Origin of the sequence: Neorhizobium sp. 2083, assembly GCF_031455615.1 — a bacterium.
Classification (GTDB): Bacteria; Pseudomonadota; Alphaproteobacteria; order Rhizobiales; family Rhizobiaceae; genus Neorhizobium.
Genome location: NZ_JAVDTC010000001.1, coordinates 489439 through 506040, shown reverse-complemented (window position 1 = coordinate 506040; position 16602 = coordinate 489439). Strand labels below are relative to the sequence as shown.

Annotated in this window: 28 protein-coding genes; 14 read left to right on the top strand and 14 right to left on the bottom strand. The window is 62.0% G+C overall.

Annotation, left to right across the window (positions count from 1 at the left end):
• Positions 1-27: 27 nt before the first annotated feature.
• Both J2X76_RS02655 and J2X76_RS02650 read left to right on the top strand, forming a co-directional pair.
• Entirely contained in the window at positions 28-282 is a 255-nt protein-coding gene (locus J2X76_RS02655; protein ID WP_310212828.1) for a type II toxin-antitoxin system HicA family toxin, read from the top strand.
• Entirely contained in the window at positions 279-608 is a 330-nt protein-coding gene (locus J2X76_RS02650) for a type II toxin-antitoxin system HicB family antitoxin (protein ID WP_310212825.1), read from the top strand. The genes J2X76_RS02655 and J2X76_RS02650 overlap by 4 nt, the downstream gene beginning before the upstream one ends.
• 16 nt (positions 609-624) lie before the next feature.
• Here J2X76_RS02650 and J2X76_RS02645 read toward each other — a convergent pair whose 3' ends face one another.
• A complete protein-coding gene (locus tag J2X76_RS02645; RefSeq protein ID WP_113129426.1) occupies positions 625-1125 on the bottom strand; it encodes a GNAT family N-acetyltransferase in 501 nt (166 codons plus the stop codon).
• A gap of 317 nt (positions 1126-1442) precedes the next feature.
• Entirely contained in the window at positions 1443-1856 is a 414-nt protein-coding gene (locus tag J2X76_RS02640) for a helix-turn-helix domain-containing protein (RefSeq protein ID WP_310212820.1), read from the bottom strand.
• A gap of 119 nt (positions 1857-1975) precedes the next feature.
• On the opposite strand from J2X76_RS02640, the gene J2X76_RS02635 reads away from it, so the two are divergent.
• Positions 1976-2191: a hypothetical protein gene (locus J2X76_RS02635; RefSeq protein WP_310212817.1), complete on the top strand. Its 216-nt coding sequence runs from the start codon at positions 1976-1978 to the stop codon at positions 2189-2191.
• Between the two features lie 64 nt (positions 2192-2255).
• On the opposite strand, the gene J2X76_RS02630 is transcribed toward J2X76_RS02635, so the two are convergent.
• Positions 2256-2834, bottom strand: coding sequence for a hypothetical protein (locus J2X76_RS02630; RefSeq protein ID WP_310212814.1), 579 nt, complete (start codon positions 2832-2834; stop codon positions 2256-2258).
• Between the two features lie 124 nt (positions 2835-2958).
• Here J2X76_RS02630 and J2X76_RS02625 point away from each other — a divergent pair, with 124 nt between their 5' ends.
• The 4 genes from J2X76_RS02625 to dmeF all read left to right on the top strand — a co-directional run bounded on the left by J2X76_RS02625 (position 2959) and on the right by dmeF (position 4900).
• On the top strand, positions 2959-3177 hold the full coding sequence (locus J2X76_RS02625; protein WP_113283743.1) for an antitoxin MazE family protein: 219 nt from the start codon (positions 2959-2961) through the stop codon (positions 3175-3177).
• Positions 3174-3515, top strand: a complete 342-nt coding sequence (locus J2X76_RS02620; RefSeq protein WP_310212812.1) for a type II toxin-antitoxin system PemK/MazF family toxin — start codon at positions 3174-3176, stop codon at positions 3513-3515. The genes J2X76_RS02625 and J2X76_RS02620 overlap by 4 nt, the downstream gene beginning before the upstream one ends.
• Positions 3516-3611: 96 nt before the next feature.
• A complete protein-coding gene (gene dmeR, locus J2X76_RS02615) occupies positions 3612-3884 on the top strand; it encodes a Ni(II)/Co(II)-sensing transcriptional repressor DmeR (RefSeq protein ID WP_113129394.1) in 273 nt (90 codons plus the stop codon).
• 20 nt (positions 3885-3904) lie between these two features.
• The gene (dmeF, locus tag J2X76_RS02610) at positions 3905-4900 is read left to right on the top strand and encodes a CDF family Co(II)/Ni(II) efflux transporter DmeF (RefSeq protein WP_310212809.1); all 996 of its coding nucleotides are present in this window, start codon (positions 3905-3907) and stop codon (positions 4898-4900) included.
• A gap of 9 nt (positions 4901-4909) precedes the next feature.
• On the opposite strand, the gene J2X76_RS02605 is transcribed toward dmeF, so the two are convergent.
• From J2X76_RS02605 to J2X76_RS02580, 6 genes are all read right to left on the bottom strand, one after another.
• The gene (locus tag J2X76_RS02605; protein WP_113129396.1) at positions 4910-5185 is read right to left on the bottom strand and encodes a hypothetical protein; all 276 of its coding nucleotides are present in this window, start codon (positions 5183-5185) and stop codon (positions 4910-4912) included.
• A gap of 135 nt (positions 5186-5320) precedes the next feature.
• Entirely contained in the window at positions 5321-5860 is a 540-nt protein-coding gene (locus J2X76_RS02600) for a hypothetical protein (RefSeq protein ID WP_310212806.1), read from the bottom strand.
• Positions 5861-5867: 7 nt separating this feature from the next.
• Positions 5868-6383, bottom strand: a complete 516-nt coding sequence (locus tag J2X76_RS02595) for a DUF1697 domain-containing protein (RefSeq protein WP_310212803.1) — start codon at positions 6381-6383, stop codon at positions 5868-5870.
• Positions 6384-6475: 92 nt separating this feature from the next.
• Complete coding sequence (locus J2X76_RS02590) at positions 6476-8584, bottom strand: S9 family peptidase (protein WP_310212800.1); 2109 nt, start codon at positions 8582-8584, stop codon at positions 6476-6478.
• 74 nt (positions 8585-8658) lie between these two features.
• Positions 8659-8781, bottom strand: coding sequence for a hypothetical protein (locus tag J2X76_RS02585; RefSeq protein WP_310212797.1), 123 nt, complete (start codon positions 8779-8781; stop codon positions 8659-8661).
• 12 nt (positions 8782-8793) lie between these two features.
• The gene (locus tag J2X76_RS02580; protein ID WP_310212794.1) at positions 8794-9051 is read right to left on the bottom strand and encodes a hypothetical protein; all 258 of its coding nucleotides are present in this window, start codon (positions 9049-9051) and stop codon (positions 8794-8796) included.
• Between the two features lie 90 nt (positions 9052-9141).
• Between J2X76_RS02580 and J2X76_RS02575 the strand changes: the two genes are divergently transcribed.
• Positions 9142-9534: a DUF930 domain-containing protein gene (locus J2X76_RS02575; RefSeq protein WP_113129401.1), complete on the top strand. Its 393-nt coding sequence runs from the start codon at positions 9142-9144 to the stop codon at positions 9532-9534.
• Between the two features lie 27 nt (positions 9535-9561).
• Here J2X76_RS02575 and J2X76_RS02570 read toward each other — a convergent pair whose 3' ends face one another.
• Both J2X76_RS02570 and J2X76_RS02565 read right to left on the bottom strand, forming a co-directional pair.
• On the bottom strand, positions 9562-10713 hold the full coding sequence (locus J2X76_RS02570) for an AI-2E family transporter (RefSeq protein ID WP_310212789.1): 1152 nt from the start codon (positions 10711-10713) through the stop codon (positions 9562-9564).
• 98 nt (positions 10714-10811) lie between these two features.
• Positions 10812-11675 (bottom strand): VOC family protein, encoded by an 864-nt coding sequence (locus J2X76_RS02565; protein WP_310212787.1) that lies wholly within the window; start codon positions 11673-11675, stop codon positions 10812-10814.
• A 198-nt stretch (positions 11676-11873) separates the two neighbouring features.
• Between J2X76_RS02565 and J2X76_RS02560 the strand changes: the two genes are divergently transcribed.
• The 3 genes from J2X76_RS02560 to J2X76_RS02550 all read left to right on the top strand — a co-directional run bounded on the left by J2X76_RS02560 (position 11874) and on the right by J2X76_RS02550 (position 13394).
• Positions 11874-12284 carry a universal stress protein gene (locus tag J2X76_RS02560; protein WP_310212785.1) on the top strand — a complete coding sequence of 137 codons (411 nt, stop codon included), beginning with the start codon at positions 11874-11876 and terminating at the stop codon, positions 12282-12284.
• 13 nt (positions 12285-12297) lie between these two features.
• A complete protein-coding gene (locus tag J2X76_RS02555) occupies positions 12298-12642 on the top strand; it encodes a TraR/DksA family transcriptional regulator (protein WP_310212782.1) in 345 nt (114 codons plus the stop codon).
• 86 nt (positions 12643-12728) lie between these two features.
• Complete coding sequence (locus J2X76_RS02550; RefSeq protein ID WP_310212779.1) at positions 12729-13394, top strand: hemolysin III family protein; 666 nt, start codon at positions 12729-12731, stop codon at positions 13392-13394.
• Between the two features lie 22 nt (positions 13395-13416).
• Here the strand turns inward: J2X76_RS02550 and J2X76_RS02545 are convergent, their stop codons facing one another.
• A complete protein-coding gene (locus J2X76_RS02545; RefSeq protein WP_310212776.1) occupies positions 13417-13893 on the bottom strand; it encodes a hypothetical protein in 477 nt (158 codons plus the stop codon).
• A gap of 119 nt (positions 13894-14012) precedes the next feature.
• Here J2X76_RS02545 and J2X76_RS02540 point away from each other — a divergent pair, with 119 nt between their 5' ends.
• Genes J2X76_RS02540 through J2X76_RS02530 form a run of 3 tightly spaced genes read left to right on the top strand, consistent with a single transcriptional unit; the run spans position 14013 to position 15127 of the window.
• A complete protein-coding gene (locus J2X76_RS02540) occupies positions 14013-14516 on the top strand; it encodes an N-acetyltransferase family protein (protein ID WP_310212773.1) in 504 nt (167 codons plus the stop codon).
• Between the two features lie 51 nt (positions 14517-14567).
• A complete protein-coding gene (locus tag J2X76_RS02535) occupies positions 14568-14831 on the top strand; it encodes a type II toxin-antitoxin system ParD family antitoxin (RefSeq protein ID WP_113283754.1) in 264 nt (87 codons plus the stop codon).
• Positions 14828-15127 (top strand): type II toxin-antitoxin system RelE/ParE family toxin, encoded by a 300-nt coding sequence (locus tag J2X76_RS02530; protein WP_310212770.1) that lies wholly within the window; start codon positions 14828-14830, stop codon positions 15125-15127. The genes J2X76_RS02535 and J2X76_RS02530 overlap by 4 nt, the downstream gene beginning before the upstream one ends.
• A gap of 3 nt (positions 15128-15130) precedes the next feature.
• Here the strand turns inward: J2X76_RS02530 and J2X76_RS02525 are convergent, their stop codons facing one another.
• Together J2X76_RS02525 and J2X76_RS02520 are read right to left on the bottom strand one after the other, a co-directional pair.
• Entirely contained in the window at positions 15131-15763 is a 633-nt protein-coding gene (locus J2X76_RS02525) for a LysE family translocator (RefSeq protein ID WP_113129411.1), read from the bottom strand.
• A gap of 144 nt (positions 15764-15907) precedes the next feature.
• Positions 15908-16492 (bottom strand): nucleotidyltransferase domain-containing protein, encoded by a 585-nt coding sequence (locus J2X76_RS02520; protein ID WP_310212766.1) that lies wholly within the window; start codon positions 16490-16492, stop codon positions 15908-15910.
• Positions 16493-16602: the final 110 nt, after the last annotated feature.

Genomic DNA, 16602 nt, shown 5'->3' with positions numbered 1-16602 from the left:
TCTGCTAGCATGGATTAAAGTGCTATCATGAACAGCAAGCAGCGCAGGACACTTGTTGCGATATTTCGGGATCCGGTGTCGCCGTCCATCGAATGGAGCGACGTCGAAAATCTTCTGATCGCCGTTGGATGCCGTGTCCTAGAGGGCAGCGGATCGAGAGTTCGTTTTGAAAAAGACGGATTGATCGCGTTTTTCCATCGACCCCACCCGGATAAGGAAGCGAAGCGATATCAGATCAAGGATGCGCGGCTTTTTCTGTCTCAGTTAGGAATAGAGCCATGAATGTCTTGGAATATAAGGGATACTCGGCCCGCATCGAGTTCGATGCCGAAGACGAGATTTTTGTCGGACACATCGCCGGCATTGCCGATGTCGTGGGGTTTCACGCCGATTCCGTCGCCGATCTCAAGACCGCCTTCCACGAAGCGGTCGATGATTATCTGGAAACCTGCGAGCGGCTTGGAAGATCCCCGCATAGGCCTTATTCCGGTCGAGTGATGTTTCGTATCGATCCCGATGTCCATGCCCGTGCCGCAAAGGCAGCGGAGCTGGCTGGAAAGAGCCTCAACGAATGGGCAGGCGAAATCCTGGCCAAGGCCGCCGGATAGGCCTTGGCCGCTGATATCACGCCAGCGCCTGCATATAACGCATGCCGGTGACCGGGCGCGGCTTGAAATCCATCTGTTCGTAGAAGCGGTGGGCGGCGAAATTGCCGGTCGCGGCGCTGACCGAAAGATAGTCGCAGCCGGCGTTCCTGGCGATTTCCCGGGCGCGCGACACGAGGTGCTGGCCGATGCCGTGGCCGCGGTGGCCGTCGCGCACGAAGAGATGGTGCAGGTCCATGCCGCGCGTGCCTTCCTGGGCCCTGTAGAGCGGCACGAGAATGGCGTAGCCGATCAGGTCCGTACCGGTATCGGCGACCAGAGCGCTGATCCACGGCATGGCGCCGAACAGGTCGCGCTCGAGTTTTTCAGGCGTGATGGCGGCGGGGTCGTTGTGATGCGCGGCAAGCAGCGCGATCATCTCGTTGAGTTCCGGCAGGTCGCGCGATTTCGCATTGCGGATCGTCACGACCGGCGGGCGGGGCAGGGTGATATCGGTATCTTCAATCGTCTGGGTGGGCATTTCCGGCATCCTTGTTCGGTCTTCTTGCCGTCAGGTGCCGTTTGAAACAACAAAGCCGCCTGACGGCGGCTTGTTGACATGATGATCTGTCGAGCCGCCCCTTAGAGGAAGGCCCAAAAATACGAGCAGGCGGTGGTCGTGCGCGTGTTGATCATGGCGCCTAGATGCTCCCGATCTCAAACCTTGTCAAGCGTGATTTGCGAAACGGTTAGCAACCTCCATGATCGCCTCCGCCATGCCCCGGTCTAATAATTATAGGCGTGGCTGGGCTGACATTGATCGCAGTTCGCTACCATACCCTGACAATAAATCTGCCCTCAGTGCTCGCCCTCGCACAGCCCGTGATCCGAAAGCGCCCGGATCACATAACAGTCCTCGATCGAATGGCCGTCGCAATGGGAGATGATCCGTTCGAGTTCGTGCTCCAGCTTTTTCAGCTTTTCGATTTTTTCGCGCACGGCCGCCAGGTGGTCGGCGGCGATCCGGTCGGCATTGGCGCAAGGGAGGTCGGGATGCTGGCTGAGCGCGATCAGGTCGCGGATCGCCGGAATGTCGAGGCCGAGGTCGCGGGCGTGGCGGATGAAGGCGAGCCGCTCGAGATCTTGCCTCTCGTAGCGGCGCTGGTTGCCCTCGGAACGTTCCGCCGCTTCGATCAGCCCCATCTGTTCGTAGTAGCGGATCGTCGGCACTTTGACGCCGGTCCGTTTCGAAAGATCGCCGATCGACAGCATGGCTGAAATTTCCTCTTGTAGCTCTAGTCACTAGAGGAATTATCTAGTCAGTCACCGGCACGAAGACAAGCCGGTCCGCACGAAAGACACGCGGACGGAGCGATAAGGAAGGTGACGTGATGAACGGATGCTGCAGCCATTGCCATGCCAGGTTCGACGGGCGCGCGAGGGATATCCTCCGGCTTTTCTGGGCCTTGGTCGCCACTGTCGCTGGAATATGGCTGATCCTGGCGATGGAGATGCTGCGGCGGTCGCGATGGGATCATCAGCCGCATGCCGGGGAGGGGCCGCCGGCGATGATCGCCGATGACAACGGTTCCGGCCGCACAAGGTGAAAGCGCCGCGGCCCTGATGGACAAGGCCGCGGCCGCCGAAGGTTTTTTAGGTCGTCAGCTCACCCTACATGGAGAGCAGCGGATCGTCCTTGCCGTCCTGCTTTCCCGACATGCCCGGCGCCTGGGCGCCGGTGGCCGGGTTGTTTGCCGCCTGTTCCTCCGCAGCAGCGTTGCCGCCCATGTCCATCGCGGCTTGCTGCCTCTCGCCGTTGACGCCCATGGCTTCGAGGATCGCCTTGCGGATATCCGCCTCGACCGCCTCGCGGTCTTCCGCCGACATCGACTTGAGATCGTCTTCTGTAAGGTCGTGATCCTTGAGATATTGTTCGCGGATGCGCTCGGCGAAGGTCTTCTTGGCGAGGCCCATGAATTCGTCTTCGTATTTCGTCGAGGGCGCCTTGCCGAGCCAGGTGTCGCCGGCCTCCTGGTCGATCTCGACGCCCTGGCTTTCCATCGTCCAGAGCGCGTCGGCCAGTTTTGCGCCGAATACGGTGTCGGAGCCGGAAATGCCGCCCGATACTGACTGTCGCGGTGCGGCATAGTCGTTGGCGCTGCCGCCCGAAGCGTTCTTGTTGCCGCCGTTCTTGCCAGGGATGCTGTAAAGAGATGTGTAATAAGGATTGCTGCTGCCAATCGTCGTCATCGCGACTCTCCTCGTGAAGGACCACTAGCGGCTTAGGTCCCGAAACCTGCACGGAGCTTTCGGATTTTGACTTGCATCAAACCGGCAGTCCGGATATGGTTACATGTAACCGTAGGGGCGTTTCATGCCGGTCAACCCTAAGTCATCGCGGGAAAAGGTTAGGCAGCACCGAGAGCGACTGCGGGATCAAGGCTTGCGGCCTGTGCAAATCTGGGTTCCCGATGTGCGGTCTGCTGCCTTTAAGGCCGAGGCATATCGCCAATCGCTCGCGGCGGCTGCAAGTTCCGGTGCTGCCGAAGACCAGGCCTTTATCGATTCCATTACGGACTGGGCCGACGAGTGAGGCGCGGCGAGGTCTGGACTGTTTCCGGAGGCAATGACTATGCCGGTAAGCCGCGCCCCTGCGTCGTGCTGCAGGATGATAGTTTCGGTGGAACGGATTCGGTCACGATCTGCATCTTCACGACCTACGAAGTCGATGCTCCACTGTTTCGTATCCATGTCCGACCGGATGAAGGCAACGGCCTGCATCAGCCCTCATGGCTGATGGTCGACAAGATCGCCACGGTTCCTCGCAGCAAGATCGGAGAGCGTTTGGGGCGGTTGCGCGACGACGACATCTTGCGCCTCAATCGTTCCACGCTGGTTTTTCTCGGCCTCGCGTCCCCACGTTTGGCTTAGGCCTGTTTCAAACCTCACTAACCGGAAAGCTGGACCCAATTGCCGTTCGATCCCATGTAATATAGAGTACCCCCCTATATTACATGGGAGATCCTCGTGGCGCATACGATCCGGGAAAAGGCAAAGCTTCTGGCGCGGGTGCGCCGCTTGAAGGGGCAGATGGAGGCGGTCGAGCGGGCACTGGAGGCGGAAGCGCCCTGCGGCGAGGTGCTGCAATTGCTCGCCTCGATCCGTGGCGCGCTTTCCGGGCTGACCGGAGAGGTCATGGAGGATCACCTTCGCGAGCATGTGCTGCACGCAGAGGACGAGAAACAGAGGGCGCAGGCGGTGGACGAACTTGCCGAGGCGCTCCGCACCTATATCCGCTGATCGAGACGAAGGAGAAGACCATGGCCGATCCCATCGAGGCGCTGAAGCACGAGCACGTGTTTCTGGGCGCCGACCACGAGCGCAACGAGCGCAAGGTCTGGCTCGTGATCGCGCTGACCGCGACGATGATGGTGGCGGAAATCGTCGCCGGCTCGGTCTTCGGTTCGATGGCGCTGACCGCCGACGGCTGGCATATGTCCACCCATGCCGGCGCCATGCTGATCGCGGCGCTCGCCTATCTCTATGCCCGCCGCCAGGCCCGCAATCCGCGCTACACGTTCGGCACCGGCAAACTCGGCGACCTTGCCGGCTTTGCGAGCGCCATCGTGCTTGCCCTGATCGCGCTGCTGATCGCCTGGGAAAGTTTTGTCCGCCTTGCCGATCCGGTGGCGATCGATTTCGATCAGGCGATCCTCGTCGCAGCGGTCGGGCTTGCGGTCAATCTGCTCAGCGCCTGGCTGCTCAGGGAGGATCATCACCATTCCCATCATGGCGGCCATTCGCATGAGGGAGGCCATTCCCATGAGGGGGGCCATCATCATGGCGGCCACCATGGGCATCACGGCGGCCACGCGCGATCCGCAGCCAAGGACCACAATCTGCGCGCCGCCTACCTGCACGTCCTCGCCGATGCGCTGACTTCGGTCCTGGCGATCGCAGCACTCGTTCTCGGCCGTTCCTATGGCTGGGCCTGGCTGGACCCGGCCATGGGCGTGGTCGGCGGCCTGGTCATCGCCCGCTGGTCCTGGGGACTGATCCGGGCGACGGCGACCGTGCTCTTGGATGCGCAGCCGGATGACGAGGAACTGGCGGGCAGGATCCGCCGGAGCGTCGAGACGGAGGACGACAGGATTTCGGACCTGCATGTCTGGCAGGTGGGGCCGGGACATCATGCGGCGATCGTCGCCCTGGTCACGCCAAAACCCCAGGCGCCGTCCTTCTACAAGGATAAGCTCCGGGGCATCCGGGATCTGTCGCATGTGACGGTGGAGGTCACGCCGGCTCGAACGGCGTAGCCGGGGCTTTTAGAACTCGGCGAATTCCTGGTAGCGGCCTTCGACCCAGTCCTGCGGGATCGACCGCGCCTGCATGTCGATGTTTGCGGAGCCGGCGTCGTCGATTTCCATGACCCAGAGCGCATTGGCAAGCGAGGAAGAGAGCAGCGTGCTGCTTCCCGTCAACGCATTCGGGGAGCGCTGGGCAGCGGCAACCTCGCGCTGCGGCGCGTCTTCGATTTTCCGGTCCATCTCTTGTGTCCGGTTGGGATAATAATAGCCGTTGAGGCCGCTATCGATCTTCATGGCGAGACGCCCGTGTTCAGAATGGTTAACAAATGGTTAACGCACGAACCTTGCGCGAAGCTTGCGATCAATGTTTCGGTTTGACGACAGGGGCTTGACAAAAATGCGTCGGTGAACGGCTGTTCGGGCCGTTCCTTATCCGTTCCGGTTGCGAAGAAACCGGTCGAATATCGCCCGGGTAAGGCGCTGATTGTGCCGATACCAGCTGTCGTCGGTATAGAAGACCGGCTCGGCGGGATCCCAGCCGCTCAGGGTGAAATCGCTCTGTCGGGAGAAGAAGGCGACGAACTCCTCCTCGCTGGTCCAGGTAGCGATGGCCGGTCCCGGATGATGGCCATCCTGGATGTCGCAGAGCATGATGCCGTTTTCGGCGCGGATCAGGCCGTGGCCGCAGAAGTCGCGATGGAATTCGTGGATCAGCCCTTCGCCGATCCTAGCCTCCTGCAGCTTTTGCCACACCAGGCGCATCCGCTCGCCCCCAAGGGCCTCATGCGAAAGCCTGTCGCGCACCTCCGTCCGCCGCCGGTCCATCTCCTCCTCGCTGGCATCGATCAAAGGGTAGGGCGGCCAGGAGGGCGGCTTGCTCCTCCTCTGGCGCCAGACGGACCAGCCGGCCACGCCGAGCACAGAGACGATCACGGCATAACAGACGATCGGAATGACGATGCCCGCCATCGGCCGTTCAGCCTTCCATCGCCCGTGCCATCTCGGCGAGCTTGCGCACGGTGTTGAGATTGCGCGACGTGCCGGGTTTCAGGGCGGCAAGCTTCAGTTTCGATTTGCCCGAGCCGATCGGGTAGTGGACATAGATCTCGCGCCCGGCGACAACAGCCTCTTCGCCATCCGGGGCGACCATCGTGTCGAGCGCATCCCCGGCGGCCTTCCCGGGCAGGAAATGCACAAGCAGGAAATTCGGCTTGGCCTCGGGGAAAGGTGCGTTTTCGACGATCGTCTCCAGCTCTCCGGTGGAGCGCACCATCACGCCAGGCTTCCTGCCGAATTTTTGGCCAAGAGCCTCGTCGAGCCTGTCGGCCACCTTGGCCTCAGCCTCGTTGGAGCGGAACAGAACATTGCCGCTCTGGATATAGGTCTTGACGTCGGTGAAGCCGAGCTCTTCGCAGATGGACTTGAGCTCCGTCATCTGGAGCGTTGTGCCGGTGACGTTCACCGCGCGAAGCAGGGCAACATAGACGGTCATTCCTTACCTCCCCAAAGGCCACCCTATCTTGTGTTCCGTTGTCGCCGGACATGCATTGAAGGGCGTGCCACGGCACGCCCTTCACGAGTAGCTCACATCTTCCCCGCCACTTTGATCGCAAACGCATATTCGAACGCGATCTCCTCCAGCCGCTGGAAACGTCCCGACTTGCCGCCATGGCCGGCCGCCATGTTGGTCTTCAAGAGGATCGGCGCGGTGCCGGTCGAGAATTCGCGCAGCTTGGCGACCCACTTGGTCGGCTCCCAATAGGTGACGCGCGGGTCGGTGAGGCCGGAGATCGCGAGGATCGGCGGATAGGGTTTCGCCTCGATATTGTCGTAAGGGCTGTAGGCGGCGATCCACTGGTATTCTTCGAGACTGTCGATCGGATTGCCCCATTCCGGCCATTCCGGCGGGGTGAGCGGCAGCGTGTCGTCGAGCATGGTGTTCAAGACATCGACGAAGGGCACGGCGGCGATGATGCCGGCGAATTTTTCCGGCGCCATGTTGGCGATGCCGCCCATCAGCATGCCGCCGGCCGAACCGCCTTCGGCGATGATGTTCGCGTAAGACGTGAACTTCTCTTGATTCAGATAGTCAGCCGCGGCGATGAAGTCCTTGAACGTGTTCTGCTTGTGCTCCATCTTGCCGGTCTCGTACCAGGCAAAACCCTTGTCCTTGCCGCCGCGGATATGGGCAATCGCATAAACGAAGCCGCGATCGGCGAGCGACAGGTTGTTGGTCGAGAACCCGGCCGGAATGGTGATCCCGTAGGCGCCGTAGCCATAGAGCAGGCAGGGCGCCGACCCGTCGAGCGGAGTGTCCTTCCGGTAAAGCAGCGAGACCGGCACCAGTTCGCCGTCATGCGCCGGCGCCATCACCCGGCGGGTGACGTAGTCGTCCGGATTGTGACCCGACGGCACTTCCTGGGTCTTCAAGAGCACCCGCTCGCGGGTCACCATGTCGTAGTCGTAGAGCTGGCTCGGCGTCGTCATCGACGAATAGGAGAAGCGGATGACGTTGCTGTCGTATTCCGCCGCGCCCTGCAGGCCGAGCGAATAGGCTTCCTCGGCGAAGGCGATCGCGTGTTCCTCGCCGGTCTTGCGGTCGCGGATGATGATCTGCGGCAAGCCGTCCTTGCGCTGCAGCCACAGCAGATGACCGGCGAATGCCATGTGGCTGATGATCAGCCGGCCGGGCTCGTGCGGCACGACCTCGGTCCAGTTCTCCTTGCCCGGTGCGGTAACCGGCGTTTGGCAGATCTTGAAATCCTTGGCGCCGCCGTCATTGGTAAGGATGTAGAAGACGTCGCCGCCCTCGGTCATCGAATATTCGATGCCTTCCTCGCGTTCCGCGACCAGCGCAGGTTCGGCGGTGAGATCCTTGGTCGAAAGCAGCCGGTATTCCGAGGTCTCGTGGTCATGGATGTCGATATAGATGAAATCGTCGAGCAGCGAGCCGCCGACGCCCATGAAGAAGCCCGGATCCTCCTCCTCGTAGACAAGCCGGTCTTGCGACTGCGGGGTGCCGACGATGTGGTGGAAGACCTTGGACGGCCGGTGGTTCTCGTCCTGCAGCGTATAGAAGAAGCTCCGGCCGTCGGGCGCCCAGACACCGCCGCCGCCGGTATTCTCGACCACGTCGGCCAGGTCCTCGCCGGTCGCAAGGTCGCGGATGCGCAGCGTGAAATATTCCGAACCCTTGTCGTCGTAACCCCAGATGCCGTGGCTATGGTCGCTCGTGTGGTCGATGCCGGAAAGGCGGAAGTAATCCTTGGCCGCAGCTTCCCTGTCGCCGTCGAGCAGGAGCTGCTTTTCGCCGCCGTCGCGCGGAGTTCGGAAATAATGTGGCTGCTCGCCGCCGGTCACGAAGAGGGTGCCATAGGCGAACGGCCCGTCCTTCATCGGCACCGAACTGTCGTCTTCCTTGATACGGCCGCGCATCTCGGCAAACAGGGCCTTCTGCAGATCGGCGGTATCGCCCATCGCCGCTTCCATATAGGCGTTCTCGGCTTCGAGGTGGCTGCGGATTTCCGGATCGAGGATCGACGGATCCTTGAACATCGCCTGCCAGTTGTCGGCCCGGAACCAGGCATAGTCGTCGGTGCGGGTAATGCCGTGGCGGGTATCGGAAACCGGCTTCCTGGCCGCAACGGGGGCGGCGGGAAGATTGGCGAAAGGCGATCTGCGCGAGGTGGCCAAGGAAGCACTCCGGATTGGAAGAAAGGAGTGCCAGAGATAGGGGGCGCGCGTGCGCGAGGCAAGCGGTGCCTGAGTTACTTCCCCTTGCCTTTGCCGAACGGGAAGCCGGTGATCCTGTCGTGGATGCGCAATGCAAGCAACACAAGACCAATTCCTACCATCGGGGTGAGGAACAGGATCAGCTTTTCGATGTCCATCTGCTCAATTCCTCAAGCTGTCTTGTCGCCATGAAATGTAGTGTAACTCCCAAGACGAAAACAAGCCAATGGCGAGCCTACGAGCCACAGTATGCTAACCTGCGCGTTGATGTCGCCGTAAATGAGGCGCGTGACGGGCGTGAACACGCCGACCAGAATGATGCCGATCCCGATATTGTTCAGGAACGTCGCCCGCAGCTTGATCTGCTCCTTTTTCGCATCCGAGAGCGCGTCGTCCGTCATCTGGCCCCATTCATCCCACTCGATCACATCATCCTATTTCCCGTTCTGGTAGGTGGTCAATCGTGTAACCATCTCCTAGTGTCCGCGCCCTCCGAGTCATATTGGATAGGAAGTGACATGATGAAACCCTGGTCGCTTGCGGCACTTGCCCTTCTTTCCGCCCTGCCCGCGCATGCCCTCGATTCCCGTATCGTCAAGCAGCTCGACGCACTTTCTCTGGATGAACGGCGCGAACAGCGCTGCGATATCGAGGCGATGGACCGCATCAAGGAAGACAACAAGGGCGAGTTCAAACCCGACAAGGTGATCGCCTATACCTTTGCCGAGCCGATCGAGGCCGGCAATGCCATTCGCGCCCCGGGCGCCGTGTTCCGCAGCGCCGGCGACTGGTACAGGCTCAAGTACAAATGCGAGACCGGCGACAAAGGCCTCGAAATCCTGTCCTTCGACTACAAGATCGGCTCGAAGGTCCCCAGGGAACAGTGGGACCAGTATTACCTCTACGAGTGAACAGTCCTCCCAGGCCCGTCGCGGCCGTCAGCCCGGCAGGTTCGGCACCGTCTTGCGGTCCGGGAAGAGCTCGTTCAGCACCGTCATCATGATCAGCGAGAGGGGCAGGGCGAGCATGGCGCCGACCGCCCCCCACATCCAGGTCCAGAACAGGATGGCGATGAAGACGATGAAGGGATTGATCTCCCATTGCCGGCCCATGATCGCCGGAAATATCAGGTTTTCCATGATGAGATGCACGGTGAAGAAGATGACCGCCGGGATCAGGCCGAGCAGCAGCGCGTCATGGGTCAGAATGCCGGCGATCGCCACCGAGACGGTCATCAGCGTGATCCCGAGGAAGGGGATGAAGCTCGAGACGAAGGCGAACAGGCCCCAGAGCACCGGCATGGAAAGCCCGCCGAAATAGGCGATCGCCGCCATCACCACCCCGAGCCCCAGATAAAGCAGGCTGGCTGTCGCGAAATAGTAGCCGAGCACCTCGTCGATCGAGTTGAGCACCCGGATCGCCATCAGCCTCTGCCGCCGTGTCGGAAAGGCAAGGATGATGGTGCGCCGCAGCCGCACCCGCCCATAGAGGAAGAGCAGCAGCGCCGCAAAGAAGATCATTCCCTGGATGATCGCCGGCGTCAGGTTGGCGGTGATGACGCCGAGAATATTGCCGGAATTCTCGATCAGCGACTGCATCGACATCGGCCCGGTCTCGAAGGTCGCGGGCGAGACGTTGATCCAGTGCTGGCTTTCGAGGAAGGGTTTGATGCGGTTGATGGTCCGCTCGATGAAACTAGGGCCTTCCTGCACCAGCGTCGCGACCGGCTCGGCGAGCGAATTGGCGATCAGGAACAGGACGGCGAACACCAGCGTCGACAGGATGAAGGCGATGCCGAAGCGCGGCACGCCGGCTCTGCTCAGCCGGTCGGCGACCAGCCCGAGGATCAGGCCGACGACGACGGCAAGCGTGACCGGAATGAGGATCAGCGACATGTAATGGACGAGCGCGAGGAACACGATCGCGAAAATGCCGATCACGGCCCAGGCCATCGCCACGTCGAGAGCCTCGCGCCCGAGCGGCAGGTTCTCCGTGATGTCGATATCCTCGGCCCCCAGCGCCGTTTCCTTGCGCTGTTCGGACATGGCGATCAGGTGTTTCTTCAGCTTGCTGCTGCCGCGCGCGCTCATGTTGCCATATGTCCTGAGGTCCCCGTGATGCTCCACAACGCAAAAGCGGCGCTCCGGTTCCGGGGCGCCGCATCTGGGGAAAACGGGGGCAGGCAGGCTCAGGCGGCGAGCGTCAGGCCGATGCCCCAGGGGTCCTTCAGCGACCAGCCATCGGCGGTTTTGGCGGTGGCGATCTCCTGGACGTCGAGCGCCGCCAGCGCCTTGTCGAGCGCCGCCTTGTCGTTGAACCGGACCGTGTAGTCCGAAAGGCCCGTCATATTGCCTTCGCGGGCCCTGGCGCCGCGGCTGTTCCAGATATTGGCGGCGATATGGTGGTGGTAGTCGCCGGTCGCAAAGAAGCTGGCGCCCGGATACCGCGCCATGATCTTCAGGCCGAGCACGTCGCGGTAGAAGGCATCGGCCTGCGGGATGTCGCCGACCTGCAGGTGGATGTGGCCGACGGCCGTGCCGTCCGCCATTCCGCCGAAGGTCTCCTTCGGGGCGCTGTTATAGAGTTCCTGCAGGTTCAGGCGTTCGGTCGCCATCGCCACCGTGCCGTCCGGGTGATAATTCCATTCCTGCGGCGTGCGGTCGCGATAGATCTCGATGCCGTTGCCTTCGGGATCGGCGAGATAGATCGCCTCGCTGACCAGATGGTCGGATGCGCCGTCCAGCCGGACGTTGTTATGGGCGGAATGCGCCAGCCAGCGGGCGAGGTCCTGCCTGCTCGGAACCAGGAAGGCGGTGTGGAACAGGCCGGCTGCGTTGCGCGGCGCGCGGGCGACATTGTTGCCGGTCGAAAGCGTCAAAAGCGGCTGGCCGTCGACGCCCAGCACTTCGCCGCTCGGGGTCTTTTCGAGAACCTTGAGGCCGATGATCTTCTGGTAGAAGCCGGACACCAGGGGCAGGTCGCTGACGACCAGGTGCGCGCCGCGGACATGGGCCGGGCGGGTCAGGGCGAAGGGTTGCTTGATATCGGACATGTAAAAATCCTTTCGGGCGTCGGGCGATCGGAACGCCCTGTTGCAACCTATATGGCCCACGCACATCGTTCACGATAGAGCGCAAAATGGCGATTGATCGTCTCCGAATTGTAGACGATCCCAAAAGCGCTTGACCTTGGTCAAGGCGGTTCCGCACATGCGGATCCACAACGGGCGAAAAGCATGAAAGGAGATCGCATGTACAAGAAGATCATCGTCGCGGTGGATGTCTCCGCTCTGGAAAAGGGCGAGCGCATCCTCCGCACCGCATCCAACCTCCTGGACGGGGACGGCACGATCCTCGTCGTCAACGTGGTCGAGGACATGCCCGGTTACCTCGTCTCCGACCTGACGGTCGATCTGATCGTCGCGGCCCGCAAGGATGCGGAAACGCAACTCCTCGAGCTGCGCAAAAAGGTCGGGATCGAGGCCGATATCGAGATCCGCCAGGGCTCGCCGGCACGTGAGATCCTTGCGGCGTCCGAAGAGCAGGGCGCCGATCTCATCATCGTCGCCTCGCATATTCCGGACCTGTCGAACTATCTGATCGGCGCCACCGCCGACCGCGTCGTGCGTCACGCCACCTGTTCGGTCCTCGTCGACCGCTGAAAGGAACCGATCCATGGATACCGCAAGATATGACGGCATTCTGCGGGCGAGGAAGGCTGAGCTGGAAAACCGCCTGAACCGCATCGAACAGGATTTCGTCACGCCCCGTAACCCGGACGACGACGACCGTGCCGTCGAACGCAACAATGACGAAGTACTGGAGGAACTCGGCGAAACCGGCGAGCGGGAGCTTGCCGCGATCGATGCGGCACTCGGCCGCATCGCCGCCGGCACGTTCGGCATCTGCACCCGATGCGGCCAGCCGATCGCCGAAAAACGCCTGGATGCCGTGCCGCAGACGCCGCTTTGCCAGACCTGTGCCGGCGAGGTGTCGCGCGACGTGTCAGGCAAAGTTTAACGCGGGAAACGCAATGTGAATCCTGCCGCTCTTGCCTTCCGCCCCTCTCACGCTCATTCTTGGCGTGAGGGAGACGGAAAGGTCGGATGAGCGAGTTCTTCAACTTCGGGCGGAAATACGATTTTCACGAGATCGTCGCGGATGGCATCATCCACGGTATCGGTATCGTGTTCGCGCTGGTCGGCGCCACCGCGCTGATCTTCTATGCGACCGTCTGGTCGAGCCACGGGGCGATCGCCGCCGCCTGGATCTACGGCCTCGGCCTGATCATCTGTCTGTCGATCTCGTTCACCTACAATATCTGGCCGCGTTCGCGCACCAAATGGGTGCTGCGGCGGCTCGACCATTCGGCGATCTTCATCCTGATCGCGGCGACCTATACGCCCTTCCTGCAGCGCGGCGCGCACGATCCCTGGATCTTCGCCATGCTTCTGGCGATCTGGGCAACCGCCATCTTCGGCATCGTGCTGAAATGCCTGTTTCCCGGCCGTTACGACAAGCTGGCGATCCTGCTTTATCTCGCCATGGGCTGGAGCGGGGTGATGGTGGCCGGGCCGATCTCGGAATACCTGCCCGCCGTCACCGTCTGGCTGATCGTCATCGGCGGCTTCATCTATTCGCTGGGCGTGATCTTCCACGTCTGGGAAAGGCTGCGTTTCCAGAACGCCATCTGGCACGGTTTCGTGGTCGCCGCCGCCGCCGTCCATTACGGCGCGGTCATGACCTGCTTCAGCCTCTCCGGCGGCCTTTGACCGTCGCAGGCCACTCGGCCGCTTAGCGTGGGCAGCCGACCGGCTTCAGGCTGGCGACCATCCGCTTGACGATCGGGTCATAGGTCCTGAGGTCCCGGTTGCGGTATTCGAGCATCACGAACACCGCCGCCTCGTCGCAGAGCTGCACGCCGCGCACATAGAGAACGCGACTGCCTCTGGTTCCAGAATAGCTCGCCCAATCCGCCTCGACCCGCGAATAGGAAATCTGCCAGCCATCGTCCATCGCCTGCGCGATGCGGTTCGAAGCCTCGCCCTCGAAGGCGGCGTCGACGAGGTAGGTGCCGAAGACCAGGATGCGGTCGCCATTGGGACCGGTAAACGTCCTGCCGTCGTCATTGTCCGGCGCCCGCCCCACCTTGAAGCCGGGCGGCACTTCGACACGATAACCGAAGCGGGCATTGGCATAGGACTGCCAGTCGGCGGCGGAAACCGCGGGCATGGCGATCAGCCATGCCAGAAGCATCAGGACATACCGCATTGCGCCCCTCCCGCATCAGTCCCGGTGACGCTACCAGAAGAGCCGGAGGCCAACAATTCTGGACTCGCTGTCCTGTCGTCTGTTATAGTGGATGAAATAATATCATGATGGACGAAACAATGACCCAACCGCTAGTGCGCGACGCCACCGAAGCCGATCTCCCTGTCATCATGGAGATTTACAACGACGCGGTCGCCAACACGACGGCGATTTGGAACGAGGTTCTCGTCGACCTCCAGAACCGCAGGGAATGGTTCTCCGCCCGCATGGCGCGGGGCTTCCCGGTTCTGGTGGCGGATGTCGGCGGCGCGGTCGCCGGATACGCCTCCTACGGTGACTGGCGCGCCTTCGACGGTTTTCGCCATACCGTCGAGCATTCCGTCTACATTCATCGCGATTTCCGCGGCGGCGGCATCGGCCGGCTGCTGATGCAGGAGCTGATCGCCCGCGCCGCCTCCAATGGCATCCACGTCATGGTCGCCTGCATCGAGGCAGGGAATTCAGCCTCGATCGGCCTGCACGAGAAGCTGGGTTTCCGCACCGCCGGCACGTTTTCCGAAGTCGGCACCAAGTTCGGCCGCTGGCTGGACCTGACCTGCATGGAGCTGAGGGTCACGGGGTGACGTTGATAATAGTTATTGGTTTTGATATTCTCCTCTGAACGGAGAAAGACCATGGCCAGCAGCGCAAACCTCGGACAGTATCTCGAAAGCTACGTCGACGAACTGGTGAAATCCGGCCGCTACAATTCTCGCAGCGAAGTCCTTCGCGAAGGGGTGCGGCTTGTCGAAGAGCGTGAGAAGCGGCTTGCGGCGCTGGATGCGGCGCTCGCGGAAGGCATTGCGGATGCGGATGCCGGTAGAGTGATGTCCGGCGATGACGTACTTGCCTATTTCGAGGCCAAGTATGCAAAGATGACGGAAGACGCAGAGGCGTGATCGTCGTTTTTTCAGCAAGGTTTCGCGCGGACCTTGATCGCGTCTGGGCGTATATCGCAGAAGACAATCCTCGACGCGCCGTGAGCTTTGTTCGCGAAATTGTCGAGCGCTGTAACAAGCTCTCCGAAATGCCCTTGAGGTTTCCGCTGATTGCCCGCTATGAGCGTTCCGGTATCCGGCGCATGCCCTACGGGAATTACCTCATCCTCTACCGCGTCAGCGACAAGCGGATTGAAGTCTTGCATGTGTTGAACGGCGCCCAGGATTACGAAGCCATCCTTTTCCCGGACGGATGATCCTCAGCTCCGCTGCAGCGCCAGATGCGCGCCGAGCCCGACGAGCAGCGCTCCACCGGCCCGCTGCATCAGCCTTTGCGCCCCGCTCGAGCGCTTCAGCCGGGTGATGACCGCACCGGCCAGGAAAACGCAGAGGATATCGGCCGAGGAAAACATCAGGTTGACGATCGTGCCGAGGATGACGAACTGCAGCCAGATGGGGAAGGCGGCCGAGGCGTCGATGAACTGTGGCAGGAAGGCAAGAAAGAAGATTGCCGTCTTCGGGTTCAGTACTTCCACCGTGATGCTTTCGAAAAACGCCCGCCGGCCGGATTTCTGGGCGATCTCCGGAAGCTCGACATCCCCCGCCGCCTTGGCGCGGAAGAGCGAGATGCCGAGCCAGACGAGATAGGCCGCGCCCGCCAGCTTCACCGCCAGATAGAGCATCGGCACCGCATGGAAGAGCACCGAAAGCCCGGCTGCCGCGGCGAACACATGCGCATATCCGCCGATATGGATGCCGAGCGAGGCCATCAGCCCCGACCACCGCCCGCGCGCCAGCGTCTGGGCCGCGGCATAGAGCATGGCCGGGCCGGGGATATAGGCGAACACCGCCGTGGTGGCGAGGAAGGCGAGAAACAGCTCGGTCGATGGCATCGGCGGATCCTTTCTGAAGCCCCATCAATGCAGGAGCTTGGGCCTGACTGCAAGCGGCGGCGGCCATATGCGGGTAAAGCGCGCAGGATGGCTGGCGGCCCCGATCAGCCGGCAGCCGCCGAACACCTTTCGAGCCACGCATTTTCATCGCCATAGGCGGCGCGAATGGCATCGGCGAGCCATTCCGTCCGCCGTCCGCCGTTCGCCGAGCAGCGGCAGCGCGGCGGAAAAGTCCTGCTCGTCCTTCGGCCGCGGCGATTTCGCCTTGTAGAAAAGCTGGATCTCCGGTGCGAGGAATGGAATCCCGGCTGCATCCCGCCAGCCCATGTCCGCAATCGGCCGCCTGACGGAAGCGGACCGCCGCGAATGCCATGTCCCGCCATCGGCTTCGTCGAACATCAGCTGGAATCGCCACGGATCGCTAAAATTCCTGCGGCACCAGATATGGTCGACGGAGGCGGACAGCATCTCGTCCGCCGGCCAAGGCCGCAGCGTGCCGGGCGGATCGGCCGCCCAGCAATCCCAGTCCTTCAGAAGCATGCGCACCGCCATCCGGTCGCGGCGCAGCATCAGCACGTCGATATCGCCATGCGGCCTGAAGGTTCGGCCGACAAACGCCTCGATCGCGTAACCGCCGGCGATCCACCAGGGAAAGCCGGCATCGCCCAGCGCGTCCGCCATCTCCTGAGGCGAAAGCGGCTGCCAGGGCCTGTCCTGTTCGCGGGTCATGCTCGGGTCTCCGTTCGCCCTGTCTCCCATCGTCCTGTCTCCTGTCGCCTTGTCTCCTAGCCGATCCCGCGCGTCGTCCAAACAGTTCGATCCGCATCGAAGCATCCGTC